32 protein-coding genes and 2 tRNA genes are annotated in these 22492 nt (G+C 35.4%); 29 read left to right on the top strand and 5 right to left on the bottom strand.

What is annotated here, in order from left to right; genetic code table 11:
• Window positions 1–3 precede the first annotated feature (3 nt).
• The 9 genes from E4O04_RS09205 (at window position 4) to E4O04_RS09165 (ending at window position 5725) form a co-directional block, all read left to right on the top strand.
• On the top strand, window positions 4–627 hold the full coding sequence (locus tag E4O04_RS09205) for a transglycosylase domain-containing protein (RefSeq protein WP_253707520.1): 624 nt from the start codon (window positions 4–6) through the stop codon (window positions 625–627).
• A gap of 40 nt (window positions 628–667) precedes the next feature.
• Window positions 668–1303 (top strand): hypothetical protein, encoded by a 636-nt coding sequence (locus tag E4O04_RS09200; protein ID WP_253707518.1) that lies wholly within the window; start codon window positions 668–670, stop codon window positions 1301–1303.
• Window positions 1304–1342: 39 nt separating this feature from the next.
• Window positions 1343–2080: an HAD family hydrolase gene (locus E4O04_RS09195; protein WP_253707516.1), complete on the top strand. Its 738-nt coding sequence runs from the start codon at window positions 1343–1345 to the stop codon at window positions 2078–2080.
• Complete coding sequence (locus tag E4O04_RS09190; RefSeq protein WP_253707514.1) at window positions 2070–3113, top strand: histidine phosphatase family protein; 1044 nt, start codon at window positions 2070–2072, stop codon at window positions 3111–3113. The genes E4O04_RS09195 and E4O04_RS09190 overlap by 11 nt, the downstream gene beginning before the upstream one ends.
• Before the next feature lie 15 nt (window positions 3114–3128).
• Window positions 3129–3413 (top strand): DUF2087 domain-containing protein, encoded by a 285-nt coding sequence (locus E4O04_RS09185; RefSeq protein WP_253707512.1) that lies wholly within the window; start codon window positions 3129–3131, stop codon window positions 3411–3413.
• Between the two features lie 2 nt (window positions 3414–3415).
• On the top strand, window positions 3416–4036 hold the full coding sequence (locus E4O04_RS09180) for a hypothetical protein (protein ID WP_253707511.1): 621 nt from the start codon (window positions 3416–3418) through the stop codon (window positions 4034–4036).
• Window positions 4037–4069: 33 nt separating this feature from the next.
• The gene (locus tag E4O04_RS09175; RefSeq protein ID WP_253707509.1) at window positions 4070–4660 is read left to right on the top strand and encodes a hypothetical protein; all 591 of its coding nucleotides are present in this window, start codon (window positions 4070–4072) and stop codon (window positions 4658–4660) included.
• 108 nt (window positions 4661–4768) lie between these two features.
• The gene (locus E4O04_RS09170; RefSeq protein ID WP_371922291.1) at window positions 4769–5296 is read left to right on the top strand and encodes a hypothetical protein; all 528 of its coding nucleotides are present in this window, start codon (window positions 4769–4771) and stop codon (window positions 5294–5296) included.
• Window positions 5297–5413: 117 nt separating this feature from the next.
• Window positions 5414–5725: a hypothetical protein gene (locus E4O04_RS09165; protein ID WP_253707505.1), complete on the top strand. Its 312-nt coding sequence runs from the start codon at window positions 5414–5416 to the stop codon at window positions 5723–5725.
• A gap of 156 nt (window positions 5726–5881) precedes the next feature.
• Here E4O04_RS09165 and E4O04_RS09160 read toward each other — a convergent pair.
• A tRNA-Val gene (locus tag E4O04_RS09160) sits at window positions 5882–5955 on the bottom strand.
• A gap of 123 nt (window positions 5956–6078) precedes the next feature.
• Here E4O04_RS09160 and E4O04_RS09155 point away from each other — a divergent pair.
• From E4O04_RS09155 to E4O04_RS09075, 17 genes are all read left to right on the top strand, one after another.
• Complete coding sequence (locus E4O04_RS09155; RefSeq protein ID WP_253707503.1) at window positions 6079–6465, top strand: desulfoferrodoxin family protein; 387 nt, start codon at window positions 6079–6081, stop codon at window positions 6463–6465.
• 88 nt (window positions 6466–6553) lie between these two features.
• Window positions 6554–7573 (top strand): UDP-glucose 4-epimerase GalE, encoded by a 1020-nt coding sequence (galE, locus tag E4O04_RS09150; RefSeq protein WP_253707502.1) that lies wholly within the window; start codon window positions 6554–6556, stop codon window positions 7571–7573.
• Between the two features lie 12 nt (window positions 7574–7585).
• Window positions 7586–8269, top strand: coding sequence for a hypothetical protein (locus E4O04_RS09145; RefSeq protein WP_253707500.1), 684 nt, complete (start codon window positions 7586–7588; stop codon window positions 8267–8269).
• 1 nt (window position 8270) lies between these two features.
• Entirely contained in the window at window positions 8271–9608 is a 1338-nt protein-coding gene (locus tag E4O04_RS09140) for a VanW family protein (RefSeq protein WP_253707498.1), read from the top strand.
• A gap of 124 nt (window positions 9609–9732) precedes the next feature.
• Window positions 9733–10044, top strand: a complete 312-nt coding sequence (gene rplU, locus E4O04_RS09135; RefSeq protein ID WP_253679404.1) for a 50S ribosomal protein L21 — start codon at window positions 9733–9735, stop codon at window positions 10042–10044.
• Window positions 10045–10049: 5 nt separating this feature from the next.
• Window positions 10050–10439, top strand: coding sequence for a ribosomal-processing cysteine protease Prp (locus E4O04_RS09130; RefSeq protein ID WP_253707496.1), 390 nt, complete (start codon window positions 10050–10052; stop codon window positions 10437–10439).
• A gap of 29 nt (window positions 10440–10468) precedes the next feature.
• Window positions 10469–10720 carry a 50S ribosomal protein L27 gene (gene rpmA, locus E4O04_RS09125; RefSeq protein ID WP_253687666.1) on the top strand — a complete coding sequence of 84 codons (252 nt, stop codon included), beginning with the start codon at window positions 10469–10471 and terminating at the stop codon, window positions 10718–10720.
• Between the two features lie 79 nt (window positions 10721–10799).
• Window positions 10800–11948, top strand: coding sequence for a GTPase ObgE (obgE, locus tag E4O04_RS09120; protein ID WP_253687667.1), 1149 nt, complete (start codon window positions 10800–10802; stop codon window positions 11946–11948).
• A complete protein-coding gene (locus E4O04_RS09115; protein WP_253707494.1) occupies window positions 11945–13180 on the top strand; it encodes a nicotinate-nucleotide adenylyltransferase in 1236 nt (411 codons plus the stop codon). The genes obgE and E4O04_RS09115 overlap by 4 nt, the downstream gene beginning before the upstream one ends.
• The gene (locus tag E4O04_RS09110) at window positions 13177–14418 is read left to right on the top strand and encodes an LCP family protein (protein WP_253707492.1); all 1242 of its coding nucleotides are present in this window, start codon (window positions 13177–13179) and stop codon (window positions 14416–14418) included. Before E4O04_RS09115 ends, E4O04_RS09110 begins: the two co-directional genes overlap by 4 nt.
• Complete coding sequence (gene rsfS, locus E4O04_RS09105; protein ID WP_253707490.1) at window positions 14418–14777, top strand: ribosome silencing factor; 360 nt, start codon at window positions 14418–14420, stop codon at window positions 14775–14777. The genes E4O04_RS09110 and rsfS overlap by 1 nt, the downstream gene beginning before the upstream one ends.
• Before the next feature lie 21 nt (window positions 14778–14798).
• Complete coding sequence (locus E4O04_RS09100) at window positions 14799–15386, top strand: chromate transporter (RefSeq protein WP_253707488.1); 588 nt, start codon at window positions 14799–14801, stop codon at window positions 15384–15386.
• Window positions 15386–15949: a chromate transporter gene (locus E4O04_RS09095; protein WP_253707487.1), complete on the top strand. Its 564-nt coding sequence runs from the start codon at window positions 15386–15388 to the stop codon at window positions 15947–15949. The genes E4O04_RS09100 and E4O04_RS09095 overlap by 1 nt, the downstream gene beginning before the upstream one ends.
• Before the next feature lie 50 nt (window positions 15950–15999).
• A tRNA-Pro gene (locus E4O04_RS09090) sits at window positions 16000–16073 on the top strand.
• A gap of 133 nt (window positions 16074–16206) precedes the next feature.
• A complete protein-coding gene (locus tag E4O04_RS09085; protein WP_253707485.1) occupies window positions 16207–17520 on the top strand; it encodes a tyrosine-type recombinase/integrase in 1314 nt (437 codons plus the stop codon).
• Window positions 17521–17657: 137 nt separating this feature from the next.
• Entirely contained in the window at window positions 17658–18374 is a 717-nt protein-coding gene (locus E4O04_RS09080) for a hypothetical protein (protein ID WP_253707484.1), read from the top strand.
• Entirely contained in the window at window positions 18374–18568 is a 195-nt protein-coding gene (locus E4O04_RS09075; RefSeq protein ID WP_253707482.1) for a DNA-binding protein, read from the top strand. Before E4O04_RS09080 ends, E4O04_RS09075 begins: the two co-directional genes overlap by 1 nt.
• Here the strand turns inward: E4O04_RS09075 and E4O04_RS09070 are convergent.
• From E4O04_RS09070 to E4O04_RS09055, 4 genes are all read right to left on the bottom strand, one after another.
• On the bottom strand, window positions 18558–18809 hold the full coding sequence (locus E4O04_RS09070) for a hypothetical protein (RefSeq protein ID WP_253707480.1): 252 nt from the start codon (window positions 18807–18809) through the stop codon (window positions 18558–18560). The genes E4O04_RS09075 and E4O04_RS09070 overlap by 11 nt on opposite strands.
• A gap of 2 nt (window positions 18810–18811) precedes the next feature.
• Window positions 18812–19468: an XRE family transcriptional regulator gene (locus tag E4O04_RS09065; RefSeq protein WP_253707478.1), complete on the bottom strand. Its 657-nt coding sequence runs from the start codon at window positions 19466–19468 to the stop codon at window positions 18812–18814.
• A gap of 295 nt (window positions 19469–19763) precedes the next feature.
• A complete protein-coding gene (locus E4O04_RS09060; RefSeq protein WP_253707477.1) occupies window positions 19764–20042 on the bottom strand; it encodes a helix-turn-helix domain-containing protein in 279 nt (92 codons plus the stop codon).
• A gap of 103 nt (window positions 20043–20145) precedes the next feature.
• Window positions 20146–20430: a helix-turn-helix domain-containing protein gene (locus E4O04_RS09055; protein WP_253707475.1), complete on the bottom strand. Its 285-nt coding sequence runs from the start codon at window positions 20428–20430 to the stop codon at window positions 20146–20148.
• 642 nt (window positions 20431–21072) lie between these two features.
• Between E4O04_RS09055 and E4O04_RS09050 the strand changes: the two genes are divergently transcribed.
• The 3 genes from E4O04_RS09050 to E4O04_RS09040 all read left to right on the top strand — a co-directional run bounded on the left by E4O04_RS09050 (window position 21073) and on the right by E4O04_RS09040 (window position 22451).
• Window positions 21073–21288 (top strand): excisionase, encoded by a 216-nt coding sequence (locus tag E4O04_RS09050; RefSeq protein ID WP_253707473.1) that lies wholly within the window; start codon window positions 21073–21075, stop codon window positions 21286–21288.
• Between the two features lie 80 nt (window positions 21289–21368).
• Window positions 21369–21566: a hypothetical protein gene (locus E4O04_RS09045; RefSeq protein ID WP_253707472.1), complete on the top strand. Its 198-nt coding sequence runs from the start codon at window positions 21369–21371 to the stop codon at window positions 21564–21566.
• Window positions 21567–22451 carry a recombinase RecT gene (locus E4O04_RS09040; protein WP_253707470.1) on the top strand — a complete coding sequence of 295 codons (885 nt, stop codon included), beginning with the start codon at window positions 21567–21569 and terminating at the stop codon, window positions 22449–22451.
• The last annotated feature ends 41 nt before the right edge of the window (window positions 22452–22492 follow it).

The following is a 22492-nucleotide window of genomic DNA, read 5'->3' as shown; positions in this document are numbered from 1 at the left end:
TATATGAAAATGAATAAATATTTTGCTATTTTAATAAAATCTTTTATCTCACTTATCATGCTGTTAATTTTTAGTGCTATAGGTTTATATATTTTTCTGAATATTTATATAAATTCAAAAGCAATAGAAATAAATTCGCTTCTATTAAAAAATGAATCTTTGGTTGAGTTATCTTCAGAACAAATAAAGATTGCTGCTTATATTTATACAAATGATAAAAATCCTAAATTTACAAAATTGCCGTTGATTGCAGATTTGCTTTCTTCAAAAAATAGAGTAGCATATATGATTGCAGAAACTTATTTTTGTTTAACCGATGAACGAGCAAAAAAACTAGGTCATATGGAACGGAGATTTATTATTTTAGGAACTAGAAGAAAAATTGAAAAAACTTTAGACTATAAAGAATGTTACAACTATCTTTATATAAAGTTATATTTTGGGAATGGAATTTATGGAATTAATAATGCATCTGAATTTTATTTTAAGAAAAACTATAAAGAATTAAACTGTGAAGAATTTGTAAAATTAACATTGATTACATTAAATCCTGTAATCTATGATTTAATAAATGGAAATCAAGAGAAAATTGAAAGAAAAGTTTCAGAAATATGTTCTAAATTGTAAAATAGACATGTAAGTATAAATAAATTTATGAAGGTATAAAATGAAAGATAGGCGTGTAGTTTTAAAGTATTTTGTTGTGATAAATTGGACTGATAGACAAAAGTACACTGAAATATTTAAAAAATTTATAAATGAGTTTAATAAGTTCCTACATAATAAAGAAATTGATATTATTGACAAATTTGAAATAAATTATAAAGTACAAAAAGATAATTTAGAAAAATTCAATAATGCAAAAGAAATTGTTGATGTTTTTGCTAGTAATGGACCCAAGAAAATATCTGTTATACTGGAAAATCCGGCTTTGAACCTTATTAAAAAAGATAGAGAAAAATATTTAATCGGTATTATTTTAGATTTTAAAGAAGGTATACCGGAATTTGATATACAGGAGATTACAAGATTCGTTGATGATATTTTTCATATTACATACGGGTACGGATTTTTTCCCGGTAAAAATCAAGATATAATTACGGAAAGTTTTATAAAACAAGGTTTATTCAGTGCTTCGATAAAAGGAAAGCAAAACGACTGTAAGGTGGATGAAAGCATTGCAATGGGGAATGTAAATAAATTTTATGAGTATAATTTTCTCAATAAACTACAAATAGACAAAAATACAATTTTAGACTATAAATCTATAGGAAATAATTTATTTTACTATAAACACAAATGATTATTGTAAAAGAATAAATATATATTATATACAAAGAATATGAAGCAATATATATTTTACCTTTTTGACATGGGATCTACCTTATTGGAATTCCATAATCCAAAATGGAATGAAGATGAGATAGTTAAAACCGGTCACAAGCGCATGATAAACCATATTTCTGATATCTATGGGCAGGCTATTGCCGATAAAATAGACAAGGAAGTTATTTTACCATGGTATGCTTATGTTGAAAATGAACGTAAAATTAAGAGAATTGAATACCGTATCTGTGAAGCCTTGTTTTTAAAATTTTACGAATTGGGAATTCATATTTCTTATAAAGAAATTATCGAAATATTAAAAAAAGATTATCTTGATTTTTATAATTATGCCCATCCGAATGAAGGAGTAATTGATTGCCTTAAACTATTAAAGGCTAAGGAGTGTAAAATTGGTGTTGTTTCAAATATCATGTATCCTCAAGAAATATATATTGAAATTTTTAAGAGGGTAGGGCTTGACACATTTATTGATAATTATACTTTTAGCTATGAAAATACATATATGAAACCTAATCCTTCTATTTTTTTACGAGCGCTTATGCAGCTAAATGCGAAAATTTCTGAAACGCTTATGGTGGGAGATAATGAAAAAGTCGATATTATAGGAGCAAAAGCTGTAGGATTAAAAACCTGTTTATATGACAAAGATAAAAAATATAAACAGCACCAAGCCGACTTTTATATTAATAATTTTATGGAGCTTATTGATTTTAAGGTACGCTATGAATTATAAATTTATATTTTTACGGCACGGCAGATCATTGGCCGATGATGAGGGTAAACATGAAGGGCAATATGATTCTCCTTTAACTGAAATAGGAATAAGGCAGGCTAAGAACATCGCCGAAATATTGAAAAGTTATGATTTTGATTTGATTATATCTTCTCCATTAAAACGAGCCTTGCAAACTGCCGAAGTTATTTCAAAAACATTGAATATCAAAATTGAAGTAAATGACTTATTCAAAGAGCGTGATAATGGTATTCTTGCAGGCTTAACATTTGAAGAAGCCGAAATAAAATATCCTGAACCTAAAAATCAAAGTATTTATAGAAACTTTCCTTGCGAAAGCGGTGAAAATGAAATTCAGCTTAATTCCAGAGCCTTATTATGTATAAATGCTATATTAAAGAAAAAACCCGGAAAATATTTAATTGTTGCTCATGGGAAAATCCTCAATGCGATAATCAAACAAATATTAAAAATACCCATAGGAAATCTTAATAACTCTGCTATTTTTAGATTAAAAGATACCGGATATATTGAAATGGATTATTATATTGAAAAAGATTTATGGGTATTCAACAAAATGGAAAATCGGATAAAAATATTTATGGATAGTACTATGTTTTTTCAAATGGTTGTCGAACAAAGAAAAAATGATGAATTTAGAAATAAATATGATGATAAACTTAAGTCTTTTATTAAAACAAAGTATAAGAGCTTATTGTATGAAAGAAAATATAACGGGGTATATGGTTGGATAGTTGGATACGGCGAACCTCCTAAAAAACACCTGGATGTATTATTGCTGACCAATAAAGAATACAGTCTGGGCGATATTATAGAAATAAAAATTATCGGGGTATTTTTACGAAATGATCATGATAATAAATTTATTGCATTGGAAAAAGAAAGAGATGAAAATGATTTTTCTGAATTAAAAGAAAAAGATAAAAATATGTTATTAAGATTATATCCCAATATACGAGATGGAGAAGGGTGGTTTGGGAAAGAAAAAGCTTTAAGGTTGTTAATAGTGTAAGGACTAAATAGTTTTATGGATTCACCGATTTTAAAAGAAGAAATTTTACAATTTCTTGATAAAAACGGCCGTATTGCCGGATGGCCTAAAAAAACTTATGACAAAATAAATATCTTAAAATATTTGCAAGAAAAATTCGATCCCGATAAAAAATACTCTGAAATTGAAGTAAATGAGCTCTTAAAATCTTGGCATACTTTCAATGATCATGCGCTTTTAAGGCGTGAACTTTTTGATAAATTCTTATTGGAACGGACTCCTGATTGTAAAGAATATTGGGTTACTAGGGAGGAAGTTTAGTTATGTTACAATTACGGTTTAAAAAACTTTATTTCCTTTTATTTGCAATGACTATTGGCATAATAATAATTATCCTATTAACCGGTGTTTATTTGAATAGTAATAACAAGACTAAATCTTATTTTATTGGCAGGATAGAAAATTTTGATGGTTATTTTGTAAATGACAATTATATCCTTGTCAATTTTTCCGGTAATGGAAGTCATCTTTATGGAGGAATAGTACATAAAGATAAATTTAAAAATAAAAAAGGTTTATCTGCCGAAGACATTGAAAATTGTTTAAATAGTGAAAATGCTTATAAATTTAAATTAAATGATTATCCTGACAATGCCGTGATATATATCGGGAATTATGATTCGGATAAAAGTATAGAAGTGTTTTTTTATGAATTTATGGGTTGGAGCATTGAATTTCCTATAGAAATTACGCCCTCAGGTATAGTGCAAAAACACGGTATGTTTAATAATATAGTTGTTACTTTTTCGGTAATACTGCATACGCTTCCTGTTTATATTTTTGTATTTATATGCAGTATACTATTATTACTTGTTTTGATAATTTATATAGGTATAAAACTTTTAAGGTTTATAAAAAATAATATTTATTCATGGAAGCTTTAATTTTTAAAGCTTTGTTGTAAATCGGAGGTTGTAATGAGAAATTATGTATATATTTGGAATAATCCAAATAAAAATTATATTATTGCTTCCGGTATTGAATTTAAAGATATTGTAAGCATAGATAAAAATAAAAATTATCTTTTATTATCCCATGAATCTGAAACTGCAGAATATGATTTAAATACCCGATTTGATTATATCAGGTCTAATAAAATAGATAATCTATTAAAAGAAGATATATATAGTTTTGGAAATTTTTCTTGGGTTCCATATACAGGAGAAGTTTTTCCTATGCTGTCAAAAGAAACTATTGCGGAATTGCTTTATTTTAACCACATTACAGAACCCTTTGGTAAAATCCTTTTTGATGAGTTATTAAATGAATATTTAGCCTTTGCACATGATGACGGCTGGTTTTTAAAAATGTATTATGATAATTTTCAGTTTATAAATAAAATACTTGAAAAGATAAATAAAGAATTTTCTTGTTGCATTAACACATCGGAATTCCGAAAAGGACTTTATGCCTATTGGATAGATAAAAACGGTATAGAAACTGAAATTATATCTGATGATATAGATAAAATTTTAAATAAGAGATATTGGAAACATAAGACGGTATAATATATATTATTCACATACCAATAAAATATATTCCAACAAAGGAGTTCAAACATATTGATATTTTTAATTATTTTTTTAATTGTTGATTTTTGTGTTTCTCTATTTTTGATGATCAATGGTATTAAAAAATATATTATTTCACTTGATTCCTGCTTTTTAAATATTGGGTTAATAACAACAGTTATATTTTTTGAGATAGCGGCTCTTGTAAATTCTTATTATTTGGATTTTGTTTTTATACCGATTATTATTTGGCTTTTCGGTGTGTTTTTTTTGATTTATCTTGTAGTGTGCGAATATAAAACCTATTCGAATGTACAAGAAATTATTGGCCGTCTTACTTTGACAGGCAAGCACAAAGATGTTTGTGATGCTTTGCTGGAAGGCTTTATCAAATTTGGTACAGGTATGCCTCCTCGTGGGTCGTTTAGATGGTATGGATCTGATGAATATTTATATCAAAAAGCTTTTCTGGAGTTTTCTAATTTGGATTTAACGGAAGAATCGGAAGATCTGATTAAATTCCAAAAACCTATTCGAAAATCACGAATTATAATAAAAATATGGATTGCATTATTTATAGCTTTTGCCTTGCAAATAGTTCCGGTAATAATCGGTCTAAATATGCGGAGTTAAGTTTTTTAAGGCTTTTTATAAACTTTTTATCATTTTGCAAGTATATATTTTTCAATAGGCTATATCATTTATCTATAAATAAGATATATTAAAATAAAGGAGTTGAAGATTTTTAAAATGAAAATAACATTTTGTAAAAAAGAAATCGTGATTTTGATAGTCTTTTTATTATGTGTTGCTTTGTTTTTTTTGGGTAAAAAATATGAAAATAATTTTATAAATAATATTTTAGATATAGCTTTTGAAAAACACAATAAATATTATGGAGATCAACAATTTACAATTGAGAATATATGTATTTATAAAGAAAAATATATTATTGTAAGGTTTATTTTAAAAGATGCAGACAAAATAATGCAAGAGGAGCAAGCTTTCAATTGTTTTGGACAATGGAGAGGTTGTGATATTATTGAAATTACAGATGATTAAACAGTCAATGATCGGTTTAACGATACGGAATAGTTGATAACTATCAATAAATTCGCACAGCATTTTATGCGACAGTCCATCAAAAAGAGGAAAAGCAGTGAAGTTTTCTTACGGTTTGAAAAACTGTAAATCTATACAGGGTATAAACTTACAAAATGGGCAATACCGGAATCGAACCAGTGACCCCAAGCGTGTCATGCTTGTACTCTAACCAACTGAGCTAATTGCCCTTAAAATTCATTAAGATAGTGAGATAATATATTATTTTTCACTTTACGTCAAGCCCCTTTTTTGTTATATTATATATGTTGCAGATTTTATTCTGTGAATTTATAAATTTTAGGAGTATGACAATGAACAAAGAAATAAGCTTTTTTTTATGTAAAGAGCAAAAGGGAACCATTATAGGGCTTGATTGCTGCCCGGATGCTGAAGTTTCATGCTGTGGAGAAAAACTTTCAGCAGTAAAAATCGGAAGTGTTGATGCTGCAAAAGAAAAGCATGTGCCTGTAATCGAAGTAAGCGGAAACACCGTAAAAGTTAAAGTAGGCTCTGTTGCACACCCTATGACTGAAGAACACCATATTGCTTGGATATGTCTCAAGACTGAAAAAGGGCTTCAGTTTAAGGAATTGCCTGTTACCGGTGCTCCCGAAGTTGAATTTGCCCTTACAGCCGATGATAAAGTTATTGAAGCTTACGAATTCTGTAATCTTCACGGAGTTTGGTCAGGAAAATAAGGTTTAATTTTTTATGAGCCTCTAAAAATGAAAGTTTTAGAGGCTTTTTTTGTGCTTGAGTATGTAAGTTTAATTTTTGAGGTTGATTTTGATTAAAAGAGTATTAGTTACAGGAGGAGCCGGTTTTATAGGTTCCCACATCGTTGCAGATTTATGCGAAAAAGGCTATGAGCCTATTATTTTGGATAATTTTTCTAATTCTTCTCCCAAAATAATTCCCGTATTGGAAAAAATATGCTCTAAAAAGTTGGAGCTTGTACAAATTGACATAAAGGACAAGGAAAAACTCTTTAATTTTTTTAAAGATACCTCTGTCGATGCGGTAATTCATCTTGCCGCTTATAAGGCTGTAGGAGAATCCGTCGAAAAACCCTTAAAATACTACGAGAACAATATTTCAGGCCTCGTCAATCTTTTATCCGCCATGCAGGAACACAAGGTCAAGAAGTTTATATTCAGTTCTTCTGCCACGGTCTACGGCGATGCAAAGGTTGTGCCGATCCCCGAAAATTCTCCCATTTCGGCAACAAATCCTTATGGAAGAACCAAACTGATTTCGGAAGAAATTTTACAGGATACGGCCTTTTCCGATAAGGATTTAAGCATAATTGCCTTGCGTTATTTTAATCCCATAGGTGCCCATAAGAGTGCCGACATAGGGGAGCTTCCTTCAGGTATTCCGAATAACCTTTTTCCTTATATTGCTCAAGTTGCCTTGGGAAAACTGCCTCATCTAAACGTCTTCGGAAACGATTATGACACCCCTGACGGAACCTGTATCCGTGACTACATCCACATTTTGGACCTTGCATCAGGACATACCGCAGCCCTAGAGAAATTAGATTCAGGCTTTAAGGGCTTTGACGTATATAACCTTGGAACAGGAATCGGCTATTCTGTTTTGGATATAGTGAACGCCTTTAAAAAAGCTTCCGGTATCGATCTTCCCGTAAAACCGGCTGCACGCCGTGCCGGAGACGTTCCGCGCTCTTGTGCAAATCCCGACAAGGCCAACAAGGAGCTCAACTGGAAGGCAAAATACAACCTTGAAGAAATGTGCAAAGACGGCTGGGCCTGGTATAAGAAACATCCTGAAGGCTTTGTGTAGCAATCGGCTAAGATGCAAAATAAAAAATCGGCTCCCAATCTGATAGTAATGCTTACACGAAATGACTTTACAGTCAATAATGCCTATGACTTGTTTAGTGAGTGTAAGCATTTGGGAGTTAAATATTGGGGAATAAAAGAAGCTCCTCTATCGGCTCCTGAGATAAAACGCCTGTTTTCCTTTTTTCATCAATACGGTAAAACCGCTGTTCTTGAATCGGTTACTTATTCTGAAGAGGAAGGTTTGGAATCTGCAAAAAAAGCGGCAGCCTGTGAGTGCGATATTTTAATCGGAACAAAATATTATGATTCCATAAATGAAATTTGTAAAAAAAATAATATAAAATATATGCCTTACATAGGAAGGGTATATAATCGTCCATCAATCTTGGAAGGAACTTCCGATTCTATTATCGAAGAATCAAATAAATATATTGACAGTGGTGTTTATGGGGTAAATTTTCTTGGATATCGGCACAAAAATACTTCCGATGAACTTATCAAAAATGTATTACAAAAAGTAAAAACGAATATCTGTGTTGCAGGCAGTATCGATGACTTTCAGAAACTTAATGAAGTGATAAAATATTCTCCTTGGGGATTTACGATAGGTAATGCTTTTTTTGAGAACAAATTCGGTTCAGGTTTTTCTCAACAGATTGAAAGAGTATGTTCCTATCTTGGTAAAGAAGAATAAAATGTTAAAGAATTTTTTTCCTCACGCATATACAAAAAATGTCTTTTGTATAGATTACGAAAAACTTTTTCGGTTGGGCTATAAAGCCTTTATATTCGATATTGATAACACCCTTGTCCATCACGGCGATGATGCGCCCAATGAAGTTAAAACCTTATTTTCTACTTTAAAAAAAATAGGCTTTAAACTAATTTTGCTTTCGGATAATTCTAAAGAAAGGGTTGAAAAATTTGCGAGGGATATTGATTGTCCTTATATTTTTGAAGCTTCTAAACCCGATACTTCTCCTTTTTATAAGGCTTTGCAGATACTTGATACAAAAAATAACGAAACGATAGTTATCGGAGATCAGATTTTTAAGGATATCTTGGGTGCAAACAAAAGTAACATTCCGAGTATTTTGGTGCAGTTTATAAGGCTAAAATCCGAAAAATGGATTGGATTTACGCGATATGTTGAAAAGCTTATTTTGTTTTTATATAAATTTGCCGGAAAATATAATAATAGAATTGGGAACATAGAGATCAAAACGCCAAAAAAACGAAGGCTTTTTTGCGAAATAAATCCGTTTTTTTATAAAATTTCGGTCCTAAAGGAAAGACTCAAACGGCATTTAACGAATTCGCTTTCAAAAATATCCTTTGCGAAGGATAAGTCTATTGATAGGCTTCCCGTAAGGATATTCCGGTATAGTTCAAGCCTGATTAAACGCGGAAAAGACATTGATCCCGTTTTACAGCAAAATAAGGCCTTAAATATCGATATTTCGGCAAAGAAAATTAACGGATTATTGATAAATCCCGGTGAAGTTTTTTCTTTTTGGAATATACTGGGAAAACCTTCCAAACGTAACGGTTTTAAAGAGGGAAGAATTATCGTAAACAATAAGTTGATTGCCGGAGTAGGGGGCGGGCTTTGCAATCTTGCGAACACAATTCATCAGCTGATTTTACATAGTCCGCTGGATGTCATTGAAGTTCATTTTCATTCCGATTCATTAGCACCGGAGGAAGGTGAGCATAAAATATTGAGCTCCGGAACTTCCGTAGATTATAACTACATTGATTTTAGATGTAAAAATAACACGGAGCAAACTTTTCAATTACTGACTTGGTGCGAAAATGAGCATCTTTTTGCAGAGTTAAGAAGTGTTACGGATATTGCTTATAGCTATCGGCTTTTAGAGGAAAATCGCCGTTTTGTGAACGAAAACGATAAATATTTTTGCATGTCGGAAATTTATAAGATTACGTGCGAAAAATCTACCGGCCGAGTTCTAGAAAAGAAGCTGATAAGGAATAACCGGTCCGAAGTTATGTATGATTATTCTTTAATATGAATTATTTCTCAAGCCTATTGACATTTTATACGGTTTTTTGCTATACTTCGCTCCTAGTGTTTAAATTTGTTTGGTATAAACCCGTTAATATGCCGGCAAAAGATTTATTTTATGAGGTATAAAGATGTACGCACTTATTGAGTATAAAGGCAAACAGTATAAGGCTGAAAAGGGAGCAAAGCTCGTTGTTGATAAGCTTTCTGCAGAAAGCGGAAGCAAAATCGACATCGACACCGTTCTTTTGATCAGCGATGGCGATAAGGTTACTGTAGGAACTCCCTATGTAAGCGGAGCTAAGGTTTCTGCTACAGTAGGCGATTCTTTCCGAGAAAGAAAGATTATTGTTTACAAGCACAAGGCTAAGAAAAACTACCACAGAACTCAAGGACATAGACAGGCTCATACCTGCATTACTGTTGACGATATTATCGGGTAAGAAAAGTGGTAAAAATTCGGCTTCTTTCAAATGCTGAAAACTGTTTTTCGGCCTTTGAATCATCAGGCCACGCTGTGCGTGGTGATCACGCGACGCTTGGCGGCAACGCAAGTGCTGATGATGAAGAAAAGCCGGAAAAAGGCGGCAATATAGTTTGTGCCGCCGTTACTATTTTGCTTAAAACGGCCGTTTTAAGTCTGAGCTCGGCGCAAAAAGAGCGTTCAAGCTTAAAGGCCGAGATTAGGGCAGACAATCCGGGCTATCTTTCGGCAAAAGTAACAGCTTTTTCGGACGACGATAGACCCGAATTGCAGTATTTACTGAAATTTTTAACAATAGGTTTAATGGCCATTGAGGCAGAATATCCCGATTGTTTGGATTTACAGATAGCTTAAAGATTTGATAATTTTTTTGGAGGATTATTATGGCACGTAAAAAGGGCGGCAGCGGTGCAAAAAACGGAAGAGATTCCAATCCTAAATATTTGGGTGTTAAGGTTTACGGCGGAGAGGAAGTATCGGCCGGTTCAATTTTGGTTCGCCAGAGAGGTACTTCAATCCATCCGGGTAACAATGTAGGCTGCGGAAAAGACTATACATTATTTGCAAAAACTGACGGTGTAGTTACCTATCATGAAAGAAAGGGTAGAAAACTCGCCTCAATCGAAGCAAAATAATTTTGCTCTTCGAGCTTAAAATGTATAAATTTGAAAGCCGGTTTTTGCCGGCTTTTTTTGTAGGAAAAAAGAATCAATTATGGTAAAATTTGCAGATGAATCTAAGATAAGGGTTTCCTCAGGAAAGGGCGGCAACGGCTGTATTGCCTTTCGACGGGAAAAATATGTTCCCATGGGAGGACCGTCAGGAGGTGACGGAGGACGGGGCGGAGACCTCATCTTTGAAATACGCCGTAACATGCGAACCTTGGTTCATTTAAGGCATAAAAGGGTCTACAAGGCAAAAAACGGCGGAGGCGGCGAAGGCTCTCAGCGTTTCGGCAAAAAAGGCGATGACTGCATAATTCCTCTTCCTCCTGGCTGCGTTATAAAAGACCCTGAGACGGGAAAAACTATCTTGGACTTCGGAGATGCGGAAGAAGGCCGATTTGTTTTTCTCAAGGGCGGAAACGGAGGCTGGGGAAACTGTCATTTTAAGACCTCCACGAATCAGGCCCCTAAAACGGCTCTTCCCGGACAAGAAGGGGAGACACGGGAAATAATCGTCGAGCTTAACATAATAGCCGATATCGGCTTGGTAGGCTTCCCTAATGCCGGTAAATCATCTCTTCTCGATTATTTTACAAATGCAAGGCCCAAAATCGCTCCCTATCCCTTTACCACTAAGATTCCGAACCTCGGAGTTTTGCGTGTGGATGAAGAAAGGGATGTTATCATTGCAGATATACCGGGAATCCTCGAAGGTGCTTCTGAAGGTATTGGGCTCGGTATAAGATTTTTAAAACACATATCCCGCTCGGCGGGGCTCGCCTTTTTAATAGACCTTTCAGACGATAACTATCTAAGGGCATACGATATTCTTTGTAAAGAATTGGAAAGCTATTCAAAAGAATTGGCCCAAAAGAAAAGAATAATAATTGCAACAAAATTGGATTTACCCGATACAAAAGAAAGATTTGCGGAGCTTAAAAATGCAATCCCCGATCAGGAAATTTTGGGTATCTCGCTTTACAATGAATGGGGATTGGCTGAGGTAAAAAAAGCCTTTATTCGATTGGCCGATGAAATGCAAAAATCAAAGCCCAAAAAAGAAAGCCTTGACCCATACGAACAAAATCAGAATTTTATGACGGCGGAACTTGATGATCTTTCTTATGAAGAACAAAGCGATGATGAACACTTCGGAGCAACAGTCAGCCTAAGCCGCAAAAGGAAACCTAAAAAATGAGATTGGCAATCTTAGGCGGTTCTTTTAATCCCATTCATCTTGGACACTTAAATTTAGCTTTTCACTCTTATAAAGAATTAGCCTATGATAAGATTGCTATTGTTCCGGCCTATATTTCTCCCTTTAAAATTTTTTGCAATGATACGCAAGTTGAAGACAGGCTCAAGATGATTGAGCTTGCTATTGCAGATAAGCCCTACATGTACTGCGAGCTTTATGAGATTGAACGCAAGGGCGTTTCTTACACAATAGATACAATCGGCTATCTCTATCAAAAATTTCCCGACATCGAAGGAAAAATAGGTCTTATTATCGGGGACGATTTAAAAGAAAATTTTTTCCGCTGGAAGGATGCGGAGGAAATTATAAAAAAAACCGACATAATTATCGGTAAAAGAATAGGGGGTAACGGTTCTTTTAATCTCTCGGATATCGAGCCTGAAAAGGCTTCTATCAAAGAATTAAATAACGAAATTTTAAATATTTCTTCAACCCAAATAAGGGATGCGGTTTTAAAAAATGAAGATTTTTCTTCTCTTGTTCCAAAAGCAGTTTACGATTATATTATAGGACACGGTCTTTACAAGAAAAACAAAATACCTGATTCGGATATGAAAGACGGTATTTCTCAATTAATCAATGCCGACGATATAAAATTAAAAACGCAGGAAATAGACAGCTTTGCAAAAAGCGTTTTAAATGAATCCCGCTATGCTCATTCGGTGCGCGTTGCAGAATATGCCCGTCATCTTGCAGAAGAGTATAAAACCGAAGGCGTTCCTCCTGTTCTTGCTTATTTTACCGGCCTTGCTCACGACATCTGTAAAAAATGTTCCGATGAAGAGCTTGTAAAACTTGTAGAATCCGATAATCTCGGAATTGATGGGGTTGAAAAGACCCGCTTAAATCTTTTACACGGAAGGGCTGCTTCCGTGGTTTTGCAAAAAAAATTCGGCATCAATGACAAGTCTGTCTTAAAAGCCGTTGCCTTTCATACCTTCGGGTATGAAGATATCGATGCCTTAGGAAAAATTATTTATATAGCCGATAAGATAGAACCGGGCCGTCCCGATACCGAAAACTTTAGGGAGATGGTAAAATCTTCTTCTCTTAATGAGTTGATGCTTGCAGTCTTGGACTGGAACCTCAGCTTTATCGAAAAAAAGAGCGCAAGAGTTCATCCTGCAACAATAAAAATGTATGAGCAAATACAAAAGGAGCTTAAAAAATGAAAATAAAACTCATGGATACGGGTAAAAATATTATCTTTCTATTAGTAATTCTTATAGTTTTAATTACCTCCTTTGTTTTAGTTCTTTTAAAAATGCAAAGAGATACCGTTCAAGATTATCTTTCTTCCGATAAAATTTTAAAAGTTCTTTTGGTGGTTGAGGACGAAGGCGTTCCGATTTCTATAAGTATACTTGCCTATTATCCCGAAACTAAGAGGGCGGCCATGTTCGATGTACCTGCAAATATAGGTTTGATTATTCAATCCTTAAACCGCACCGATGCTATCGGAGCCGTCTACACCGAAAAAGGTATATCGAGTTTTAAAGCCGAAATAGAAAAACTTGCAGGCATTTCCGTGCCCTTTTATTTGACATGTACCTTGGATAATTTTTCTATGCTGACCGATATGCTTGGCGGGCTTTCCGTTTTTATTCCTTCGCCTGTGGATATAGAGCTTGATGATAAGAGAGTTCTTTTGCCGTCAGGTTCGGTTTCTCTAGATGGCGATAAAATAAGAGATTTTCTTGTTTATGAGGATGAGTTGGATGCAGAAGGAGAAGCCGCTGCAAGAAAACAAAAAGCCGTTCTTGCTCTTTTTAGAGCAATAAGCGATAACTCGCCTGAGATTTTTTCTAAGGAGAGGTTTTCGGTTTTAAGTAATAACTTTAAATCGAATGTTACAGGCTCAGATTTAAAGAATTTAATTGAGTCTATAGGAAAGATGGACTCTGAGCGCTTAGTGCCCCAAAGGCTTACAGGGGCTGTCCGGATTATCGAGGATAAACGTCTTTTGACCCCTTTCCGTGAAGGCCAGCAGATAAAAGAAATTATACGTCAAACTATTGCCGTATTGGCATCAGATGATTCTTCTGCCCTTGAGCGTGTTTATGCCTTGGAAATTTTAAACGGAACAAATGTGCAAGGACTTGCAAAGAGCACCTCAGAGCTTTATCAAAGCTTTGCCTATGACGTTGTCAGCATAGGAAACTCAGAAAATCCTGTAGCCGAAACGGTTTTGATAGACAGAATCGGAAACCCTTCAGTCGCTAAAATTGTTGCAAAGGTTATAAGATGTAACAATATTCAAACTACACAGCTTCCGGCCGAAGGCGAATACGGAAGCGAAACCAATGTTGACTTTACCCTGATTTTGGGTTCGGATTTTAACGGTTTTTTTGTTGTCGAGAAAAAAGAGGACAAAAAAGATAATGATGAAAATGATAAGGATAAAAACTGATGATAAAAAATTTTGACTTTTATGCTCCTGCCTTGGAGCTTGGAAAATTATTGCGCGATTTTAAGGGTGAAAATGTTGTTGTCTTAGATTTACGGGATAAAAACATTTGGACCGATTTTTTTGTAATTTGTACCGTAACCAGTGCCGCTCATTCGGGAGGCTTGGAAAAACGTGTGTACGAATTCTTACCTGAACACAACTTGGAAGAATATCACACCAAGCGTAAATCTCCCGACGGCGATGAGTGGAGACTTATAGATTTGGGCGGTATTGTTGTTCACCTTATGAGCGAAACGGCCCGTAATTTTTACAGCCTTGAAAAAATTTGGTTCGATTCAAAAAATATTCTTGAGGACTAAATCCGATAAGAAGATTTAAAAATGAAAAAATCGGAGCGTTTTAAAAATTATCTTTCTCTTTTTGCCGGTTTTTTTAAGATAGGTCTTGTAACCTTCGGCGGCGGCCTTGCTATGCTTCCCATATTAAAAAGAGACTTGGTTGATTCCAAGGGCTGGGTAACCGAGGCTGAAATCTTGGATTATTTTGCAATAGGGCAGAGTACTCCGGGAATTATAGCAGTAAATGTTGCAACCTTTGTCGGATATAAAAGGGGAGGACTGATAGGTTCCGTTTTTTCTACATCCGGAGTCGTTTTTCCTTCCCTTATAATAATTACGCTCATAGCTGCCTTTGTGTCAAATTTTAACGAATTAGTCTGGGTTCAAAAAGCCTTAAGAGGAATAAATGTTGCCGTTGCAGTTTTATTGGTCAAGGCGGTTTTTTCTTTTGGAAAAAAAACGATTTTCGATTTATGCACGTTTTTAATTGCAGCTCTTTCGTTTGTGTTTATGTTTGTTTTTAAGGTGCAGGGCATCTGGATAGTAATAGGTTCGGCTCTTTCAGGCTGGCTTTTTCAAACGTTCAAATCAAGGCGGCTTTTAAAAGAGAATAGGGGAGAAGAATCCTGATGAGCTTGATTGGTTTGTTTTTTTTGTTTATGTACATCGGGCTTTGCACCATAGGAGGCGGTCTTGTGGCAATAAGCCTTATGCAGCAGGAACTCATTCCCCGAGGGCTCATAAGTTCAGAAGATTTTTTTGCAATGGTTGCCATTTCAGAATCTACTCCCGGCCCGATAGGAATTAATATGGCGACCTATATCGGCTATGAGCTTTACGGTGTTTTAGGAAGTTTAGTTTTAACTACAGGCATTGTTCTTCCTTCACTTATAGTTATAATTTTGATAGCCCGCTTTGCCTCGGCCTTCCAAGAAAAATCTTTGGTAAAAAAAAGTTTTTACGGCTTAAGGGCCGGAGCTGTCGGTATGATTGCTGTCGCTTGTTGCCAGGTAATAAATATTTCGATTTTAAATTTACCTGTCTTTAGGGCAAGCGGTAAAATAACAGACATTGTGCATATAAAACAATTTGCTTTTTTTGGGCTCCTATTTTTTGTAAGTATTTTCTTTAAAAAGCTTCATCCAATAGTTTTGGTTGCCGCCGGAGCCCTGTTCGGCATTCTGTTTTTATAAGCAAAACCTATTGACATTTTTTGTATTTTACTATATTATATCCAACGTTACGGGCAATAGCGCAGTTGGTTAGCGTACAAGTCTGGGGGACTTGGGGTCGGCGGTTCAAATCCGCCTTGCCCGATTTTTGTAAATCTATATACAATATAGACTTACAAAATCTTAACTCCGCCAATCTATCACTTTTAATTCCTTCTTTTTAGGCACTGTCGACCAAACTGTCGACTAAAATTTTAGTTGCTAAAAAGGAGATTGACATGTCAAAAAAGGACTACCTTATTCTATCCGCAAGGAATGGGCGGCACTGTGCTGTAAGGTTCTTAAACTCGGCCACCGGTAAATATATGCCGGCTATTTCACTCGGTACCTCAAACAAAAAAGAAGCTTTAAAAATTGTAATCGACTGGCTAAAAAACGGAATACCCGATAAAGGGCAAATCCAAGATATGGAAGCTAGGGATTATGTTTTTAATTTGATTAAAGGCGACACCTTTACTTGTACTCAGGCGGAGGATGTTATAAAGCTTTTAAAACTCCGGGGCTTTTTATCCGAAGATGTGCAATTAAAAAATGCATCCACTCCATTATTAAAAGATTATATTTCCGATTTTTGGAACTTTGAAAAAAGCCTTTATGTAAAAGAAAAAAAACTCCAGGGCGAAAAAATCGGCTATGCGCATTGTAAAAACATGCTCCAGCTGGCAAGGAAGCACGCTTTCCCCGTGTTAGGCGATAAGCACCTATCCGAGTTAAATGTAGAAAAAATAAACGCCTTTCTTTTAAGCTGCCAGGATAAGGGCCTTGCTTCAAGGACGGTAAATAACATCTCCGTATCGGTTGTAAAGCCTTTAAAATTTGCTTACGAGAAAAAAATCATAAAAGAAAACTTCAACATAGCCCTTTATAAATTTTCACTCCCGGGCAAAGAAAGGGGGATATTAACCAGAGAAGAAGCTTATAGGCTTTTTGCTGCAAAATGGCCCGATAAAAAATCTTACCTCGCCTCTCTTTTGGCAAGTCAGACAGGGGCGAGAATCGGAGAAATTCAAGCCTTACGAAAAGAAGATATAGGGCTGGACCGCTTATTCATACGGCACTCTTGGTCTGATATTGAGGGCTTAAAATCTACAAAGACGGGAGATAGCCGCATAGTGCCTTTAATGCCCGAAATGCGTAAAGCTCTTTTAGACCTTGTAGAAAGTGAGGCTAACCCTTGGCGGCTTTCGGAAAATCCTTTTATTTTTTGGTCTTGTCATCCCGAAAAGCCTATCCATCGGCACACTTTAAACGATGCCTTTAAAGAAGCTTTAGAGCAGATAGGGATAGATGAGGCCGAGAGGAAAGAGCGTAACATCGTATTTCATTCTTGGAGACACTATGTAGCGACTTACCTCGCCAACAATGCAAAGAAACGCACGGGAATGGGAATCACAGGACATAAGGATGAGAGGACTTTTGACGGATACTCGGATCATGAAGTCGACACGGATTTTGCCGAAAAAATGGAAGCCCTAAAAGGTTTAATAAATTACACACCCCCGATTGAAAAGGAAAAAATCAAATTTTCTTAAAAAAATGCCCCGGAGATTGCAAAAAAGTGCAATTTTCGGGGTTTTTTATTAAAAAAAATCAACTTTTTTTGAAAAAACACTTGACATAATTATATCGCTGTGATATAATATATATATCAAGGTTAAGGAGATACAAAATGAGTTTCTATGGAAATGGAAAAGGTTACATCAGAAAATCAATGAGCGTTAACGCTCACGAAGCTTATCTTAATGAAGAAATGCCCGCCTCTAAGTGGTCTAAATCGGTCTTGGTTGATTTAGCATTAAACACTAACGAATCATTAAGTGAAAGTTTTTTAAAAAAAGTATCCTTAAAAGACTTAAGGGCTGCTTGTTTAAAAGAGACCGCTTGGCATCATACAGGAGCTTTTTATAAAGTAACATATTTTTATACCTTTGATGAAGAAAAGGTTTTAAAACTTTCAAACTCTATCCTTGAAGACTTTATCGAAACAAGAAAGGCTTATCTTGAAGCTTCAAAGACCGAAAGAAAAGAGATAGCAGCTTTTAGAAAAGCTAAGAAAGATGAAAGAAAGGCAAAAGAAGAAAAAGAGGCCGAATGGTTAAAGCTGTTTCCTTACGCTTCGCAAAAAACAGAAGGCGGATTTTTAAGAGCTTGTGAAGCAGGAAAAATTGATTTTGAAAAACTTAATAACTTAAGAAAAGAAGATTATTTGAAAAAAATAGAAGTTTTAGAAAAAAACATAAAAACTAATTCCGAAAAATTAAGAGACCTTGACTCCAAAGACCTTACGAAAGAAAGAAAAGCACAGCTTAAAGCTTCTTATGAAAGCAATCTAAATCATGCAACACAAGAAGTTGAAATTTTAAAAAAAGAATTGGAGACCTTCTAATGAAGTATTATACAACAAAAGAAGTTGCCGAAAGGGCCGGCACCCAGCCGGCTATAACTCGCCGATGGGCGATGGAGCACGGGGTAAGTTTTATAGGCGAAGGCCTTCGGAAAACTTACCTTTGGACTGAAAAAGACTTAAAGGCTTTTTTAAAAAGGAATAAAAAGGCAGGGAGACCGCCTGTTAAAAAATAGAATGTTGCTTTTTTAAAAGCCTGTAACACTCCCGGGCTTTAACGTGATAAAGTTCGGGGTTTTCGGCCTCAATGTCTTTTAAAGAAAAAATCTTGTCTATAATTTTCACGCCTTGCATTTCTTTTTGAGAAACAAGGACACTGCATTCTTTCCCTTCAACGGCTACAATTTTTTTTAATTTTTTTAAAAGTTTTGAGCTGTCGTAACTAATTGACATCCCCTCACTGTTTACTATTGCCATTCTTACTCTCTATTCCTATGCATCCACGCAATTACACGGCCCTCTATTTTAAAGCTTGCCGAGTATTCCTCGCCGATTTTTTGAATTTCATATAGGGGGTTGTCGCTTATAAGCTTTACCCATTTTCCGAGCGGATCAAACTCTAGCCGCTTAACAAAGGCCTTATTATCTACTGTGATGACAAAAATACCGTTGCCTTCTTTTCTTTCAGGCGAAAAAAACACAATATCACCATCAAATATTTTAGAGCCTATCATACTATCTCCTACGGCAGCGATGGCGAAGACCTGATCGGGCCTGTAGGGGGATATAAGAGTCCTTAATACTGGGATAAGTTCAAAGTTATCGTAAGCTTCAAATATACGGCCGTAACCTGCACTGGCACCTGAAGGAATAAAAGGTACCATAGCTATTTTTTCATCCGATTGCCCCGCCTTTTTATCGGTATACATCTCTCCGACACCGCTTTTCAGCCACTCTATATTAAATCCCAAGTCCCCCAGTTTTAAATAGACATCGGCTTGTATTGGCTTTAGCCCTTTCTCATAATAAGACCATAGAGATTGAGTTTTTCCAAATTTATTGGCCATTTCTGACTGATTTAGCCCTAATTGTTCTCTTATTTGTTTTAATCTGTCTTTTTCTTGCAAATTTCCCATAAAAACACCTTTTTTTATGACTTTTTATAATTTTAGTCATAAAAACGCTTGACAAAATATAACTAAAGTCATATACTACAAATAGAAAGCGGGAAAGAGCCTTTCCAAGGCCTAGTCATAATGCCCGGCTAGGTCGGGGTTTGATCTCCTTTGGCTTCGCCTCGCTTTCTAATTGATAACCTCGATAATCAATTGTTTTGACTCGGCCCCTCGGCAAAAAAAATCTGTTGACGGCGGGGGCTTGGGTTCTCTTAAAGGTTATCGGCACAAAGTGCCTAAAAATTGAATAAGACCGCTAGAAGTTTTCTAGTTCTTTTTCGATTTCCTTGAGAAAGCCCCGGATACGCTCCACAGACGGTTTAAAATCCGGCTCTTTATCCGAAACGAGGCTTTCAAGAGAAACACCTAGGACATCGGCTATTTTTTTAGCTTCGATTATATCGGGCAACCTGTTAGAGGCCGAAAGGTTTTGAATGCGGCGAGGATTAAAACCGCATTCAATAGACACACTTTGCTGTGTTTTGTTTTGAATCTTAATTAGATTATTTACTTTTTGCCAAAATAAAGTATTCATAATTTAATTATCGACAAAAAAAACTTAATTTTAAGTTTTTTAGTATTGACAAAAACTTAGAAACAAGTTATAAATAAGATATAAAGACTTAAAATTAAGTCTTTTACTTAATATTATTGAGTTTTTCAAGGGCTTCAATCATTAGATCCTTAATGATTTGTAATTCAGCCTTTGTATCGGGATTTTCTCCCGTTATTAAAAACTCAAGAGGAACGCCGAGATTTTGAGCTATCTTATAGGCTTGAAAAACATCGGGCAATTGATTGGAAGCTATCCATGTTTCGATAGCTCGAGCAGAAAAGCCGCATTTTAAGGCTAGGCCTTTTTGCGTTGTGTTTGACCGTTTAATCAGGGATTTTATGTTATCCCAAAAAATAGAGGTATCCATACCCTGATTATCGGCAAAAAAAATAAAAAAATACAGAAAAAACTGTAAAAAGCTATTGACAATTACGGTATAAACTGTATAATGAAGATATGAAGTACAGCAATAACTGTAATTCATGTAAATTGTATAAAGCACCCAAGAGAAGCCCCGCAATTTTCCCTTGGTTGCTTTTGGCAGCTGAATTGAAAAAGCCCGAAAAATGAGTATTGCGGTAAGCCTCCAGGCTTAACTCATTTTAGGGCTTTTTTTGTAGGTTTTTGAAAAAAACTAAAAGGATTAGGTATGTATGTTAAAAAGATCGCAGTGTTTGCAAGTTCCGACTGGGAATTTGAAAAGTTTGTTAATAAGTTTTTAGCAAGAGAGAAAGAGTTAGGGTTAATAATTCTTGATATACAATATCAGTTTTCTAAGTGCCATACCTGCCTCGTTTATTATATGGAACCAATAAAGGACAATTAAAAGCAATAAATATAAAAGATAAAGTGCTTTCCAACTATTAAAGTTTCTGTTATAGCTTAAAAAGTTTATTTAGTGCCGTAAAGGGTTAGGCCTTGTTTCTCGGTTCAATTCCGGGGCGGCACAAGAGGCGGTAAAGCGCCTACATTGACAGCCGGAAATAGACGGCAAGGAGGAATTAAAATCGTGATAACTCTTGGCGGAGTTGACTATTACAGTTTGCAGGAAGCGGCGGATAAGATGAGCGTATCCTATGATTATCTTTTAAAAAAGAAAAAGCAAATAGGATACATTCAAGAGCGGCCGGGCTCGCCTGTGTGGATGACCTCTACGGCACTGGAGGCCTTTTTTAAAAAATATGAAGTCGTACCTAAAACAATGTATGCACTTCAAGAAAGATAAATCAATAGGTGTCTTTTTTCGTCTAATTTTAAAGGCCGATCGGAATTGACACCTATTATTATAGGGAGAGAAAGAAAAAAATGTATGAAAAGCTCTTTAATCAGTTAGACAAGATCCATTCGATAGCTATTAAGGGAAATGTAGAAGATAATCCTTTAAAAGTTATATCGGAAATAGTTTTTGAAATTTGCGTTGCAAAACAAATGCTTAAAGAATCGCTTGAAGTTAAAGACTGCGATCACTCTTGCAAGCCTTGCGCTTGCGGTAAGGGGGAATAAATGAACGAACTTACGACAATTAAAAAGGAAGTTGCTATGTCTTTTGATGATCAAATGAGAATGGCCGAGGTTATGGCAAAGTCTGGCCTTTTGCCTAAAGCCCTGGACACAAAAGAAAAGGTATTTATCGCCTTACAATGGGGTGTTGAATTGGGATTATCTCCGATGGCAGCAGCTACCAATATAGCCGTTATTAACGGAAAGCCGACCTTATCGGCTGATATTATGCACGCAATAGTCAGGAATAACCCCGAATACGCAGGGGCCGAATGGAAAAGGCAGGATGACAACACGGCGGAGGTTATTGTTAAGCGTAAGAACGCAAACATAACGGAAACTTTCCGAGGCTATTACGATATCGAAATGGCAAAAAGGGCGAACCTCTTAGGTAAAGATAATTGGAAAGCTTACCCAGCCCGAATGTTAAAGCATAGGGCCTTATCCTTTGCCTTACGTGATGCCTTCCCCGATGTCTTGACAGGTCTTTATAGCCCTGATGAATTATCGATTGATAATCAGCCCTCGCAGGTTCAGCCTAAAGAAAATTATCAATCCTACGAAATGGCCGAAAAAACGGAACCTGAACAAACGGCAAGACTTGAGCCTTTAGACTCTGAGTCCTCAACTCAGGCCCCGGAGCAAAAAGAAAAGACACCCGAAGAATTCTACACGGAAGGAACGGCTAAACTTTTGGCTACGGCTTCAAAACTCGGCGAGTCTTTGCCTGAGTCGATACACTCCCATTACGCGAGAAAAATCAACGAATTAAAGCTTATCAAAAATCCCGAAAGGCGATTTTTTGAAACAAAAGATTTGGTTGAACTTTTGCAAAAAGAAGTTGAGCACTTGGGGGTAAACAATAAGCCGCAGGAAGAAATATTTTAAATCAAGGAACTGTCAACTAAAAGTTGACAGTTTAAAAAGTG

The organism is Treponema sp. OMZ 799 (genome assembly GCF_024181365.1).
Classification (GTDB): domain Bacteria; phylum Spirochaetota; class Spirochaetia; order Treponematales; family Treponemataceae; genus Treponema_B.
Note: the sequence above shows the minus strand (reverse complement) of the source record. Positions and strands in the feature narration are given on the sequence as shown.

Coding starts and splice junctions, on each gene's coding strand:
- E4O04_RS09205 (WP_253707520.1), top strand. CDS start 4: ATGAAAATGAATAAATATTTTGCTATTTTAATAAAATCTTTTATCTCA.
- E4O04_RS09200 (WP_253707518.1), top strand. CDS start 668: ATGAAAGATAGGCGTGTAGTTTTAAAGTATTTTGTTGTGATAAATTGG.
- E4O04_RS09195 (WP_253707516.1), top strand. CDS start 1,343: ATGAAGCAATATATATTTTACCTTTTTGACATGGGATCTACCTTATTG.
- E4O04_RS09190 (WP_253707514.1), top strand. CDS start 2,070: ATGAATTATAAATTTATATTTTTACGGCACGGCAGATCATTGGCCGAT.
- E4O04_RS09185 (WP_253707512.1), top strand. CDS start 3,129: ATGGATTCACCGATTTTAAAAGAAGAAATTTTACAATTTCTTGATAAA.
- E4O04_RS09180 (WP_253707511.1), top strand. CDS start 3,416: ATGTTACAATTACGGTTTAAAAAACTTTATTTCCTTTTATTTGCAATG.
- E4O04_RS09175 (WP_253707509.1), top strand. CDS start 4,070: ATGAGAAATTATGTATATATTTGGAATAATCCAAATAAAAATTATATT.
- E4O04_RS09170 (WP_371922291.1), top strand. CDS start 4,769: ATGATCAATGGTATTAAAAAATATATTATTTCACTTGATTCCTGCTTT.
- E4O04_RS09165 (WP_253707505.1), top strand. CDS start 5,414: ATGAAAATAACATTTTGTAAAAAAGAAATCGTGATTTTGATAGTCTTT.
- E4O04_RS09155 (WP_253707503.1), top strand. CDS start 6,079: ATGAACAAAGAAATAAGCTTTTTTTTATGTAAAGAGCAAAAGGGAACC.
- E4O04_RS09145 (WP_253707500.1), top strand. CDS start 7,586: ATGCAAAATAAAAAATCGGCTCCCAATCTGATAGTAATGCTTACACGA.
- E4O04_RS09140 (WP_253707498.1), top strand. CDS start 8,271: ATGTTAAAGAATTTTTTTCCTCACGCATATACAAAAAATGTCTTTTGT.
- rplU (WP_253679404.1), top strand. CDS start 9,733: ATGTACGCACTTATTGAGTATAAAGGCAAACAGTATAAGGCTGAAAAG.
- rpmA (WP_253687666.1), top strand. CDS start 10,469: ATGGCACGTAAAAAGGGCGGCAGCGGTGCAAAAAACGGAAGAGATTCC.
- obgE (WP_253687667.1), top strand. CDS start 10,800: ATGGTAAAATTTGCAGATGAATCTAAGATAAGGGTTTCCTCAGGAAAG.
- E4O04_RS09115 (WP_253707494.1), top strand. CDS start 11,945: ATGAGATTGGCAATCTTAGGCGGTTCTTTTAATCCCATTCATCTTGGA.
- E4O04_RS09110 (WP_253707492.1), top strand. CDS start 13,177: ATGAAAATAAAACTCATGGATACGGGTAAAAATATTATCTTTCTATTA.
- rsfS (WP_253707490.1), top strand. CDS start 14,418: ATGATAAAAAATTTTGACTTTTATGCTCCTGCCTTGGAGCTTGGAAAA.
- E4O04_RS09100 (WP_253707488.1), top strand. CDS start 14,799: ATGAAAAAATCGGAGCGTTTTAAAAATTATCTTTCTCTTTTTGCCGGT.
- E4O04_RS09095 (WP_253707487.1), top strand. CDS start 15,386: ATGAGCTTGATTGGTTTGTTTTTTTTGTTTATGTACATCGGGCTTTGC.
- E4O04_RS09085 (WP_253707485.1), top strand. CDS start 16,207: ATGTCAAAAAAGGACTACCTTATTCTATCCGCAAGGAATGGGCGGCAC.
- E4O04_RS09080 (WP_253707484.1), top strand. CDS start 17,658: ATGAGTTTCTATGGAAATGGAAAAGGTTACATCAGAAAATCAATGAGC.
- E4O04_RS09075 (WP_253707482.1), top strand. CDS start 18,374: ATGAAGTATTATACAACAAAAGAAGTTGCCGAAAGGGCCGGCACCCAG.
- E4O04_RS09070 (WP_253707480.1), bottom strand. CDS start 18,809: ATGGCAATAGTAAACAGTGAGGGGATGTCAATTAGTTACGACAGCTCA.
- E4O04_RS09065 (WP_253707478.1), bottom strand. CDS start 19,468: ATGGGAAATTTGCAAGAAAAAGACAGATTAAAACAAATAAGAGAACAA.
- E4O04_RS09060 (WP_253707477.1), bottom strand. CDS start 20,042: ATGAATACTTTATTTTGGCAAAAAGTAAATAATCTAATTAAGATTCAA.
- E4O04_RS09055 (WP_253707475.1), bottom strand. CDS start 20,430: ATGGATACCTCTATTTTTTGGGATAACATAAAATCCCTGATTAAACGG.
- E4O04_RS09045 (WP_253707472.1), top strand. CDS start 21,369: ATGTATGAAAAGCTCTTTAATCAGTTAGACAAGATCCATTCGATAGCT.
- E4O04_RS09040 (WP_253707470.1), top strand. CDS start 21,567: ATGAACGAACTTACGACAATTAAAAAGGAAGTTGCTATGTCTTTTGAT.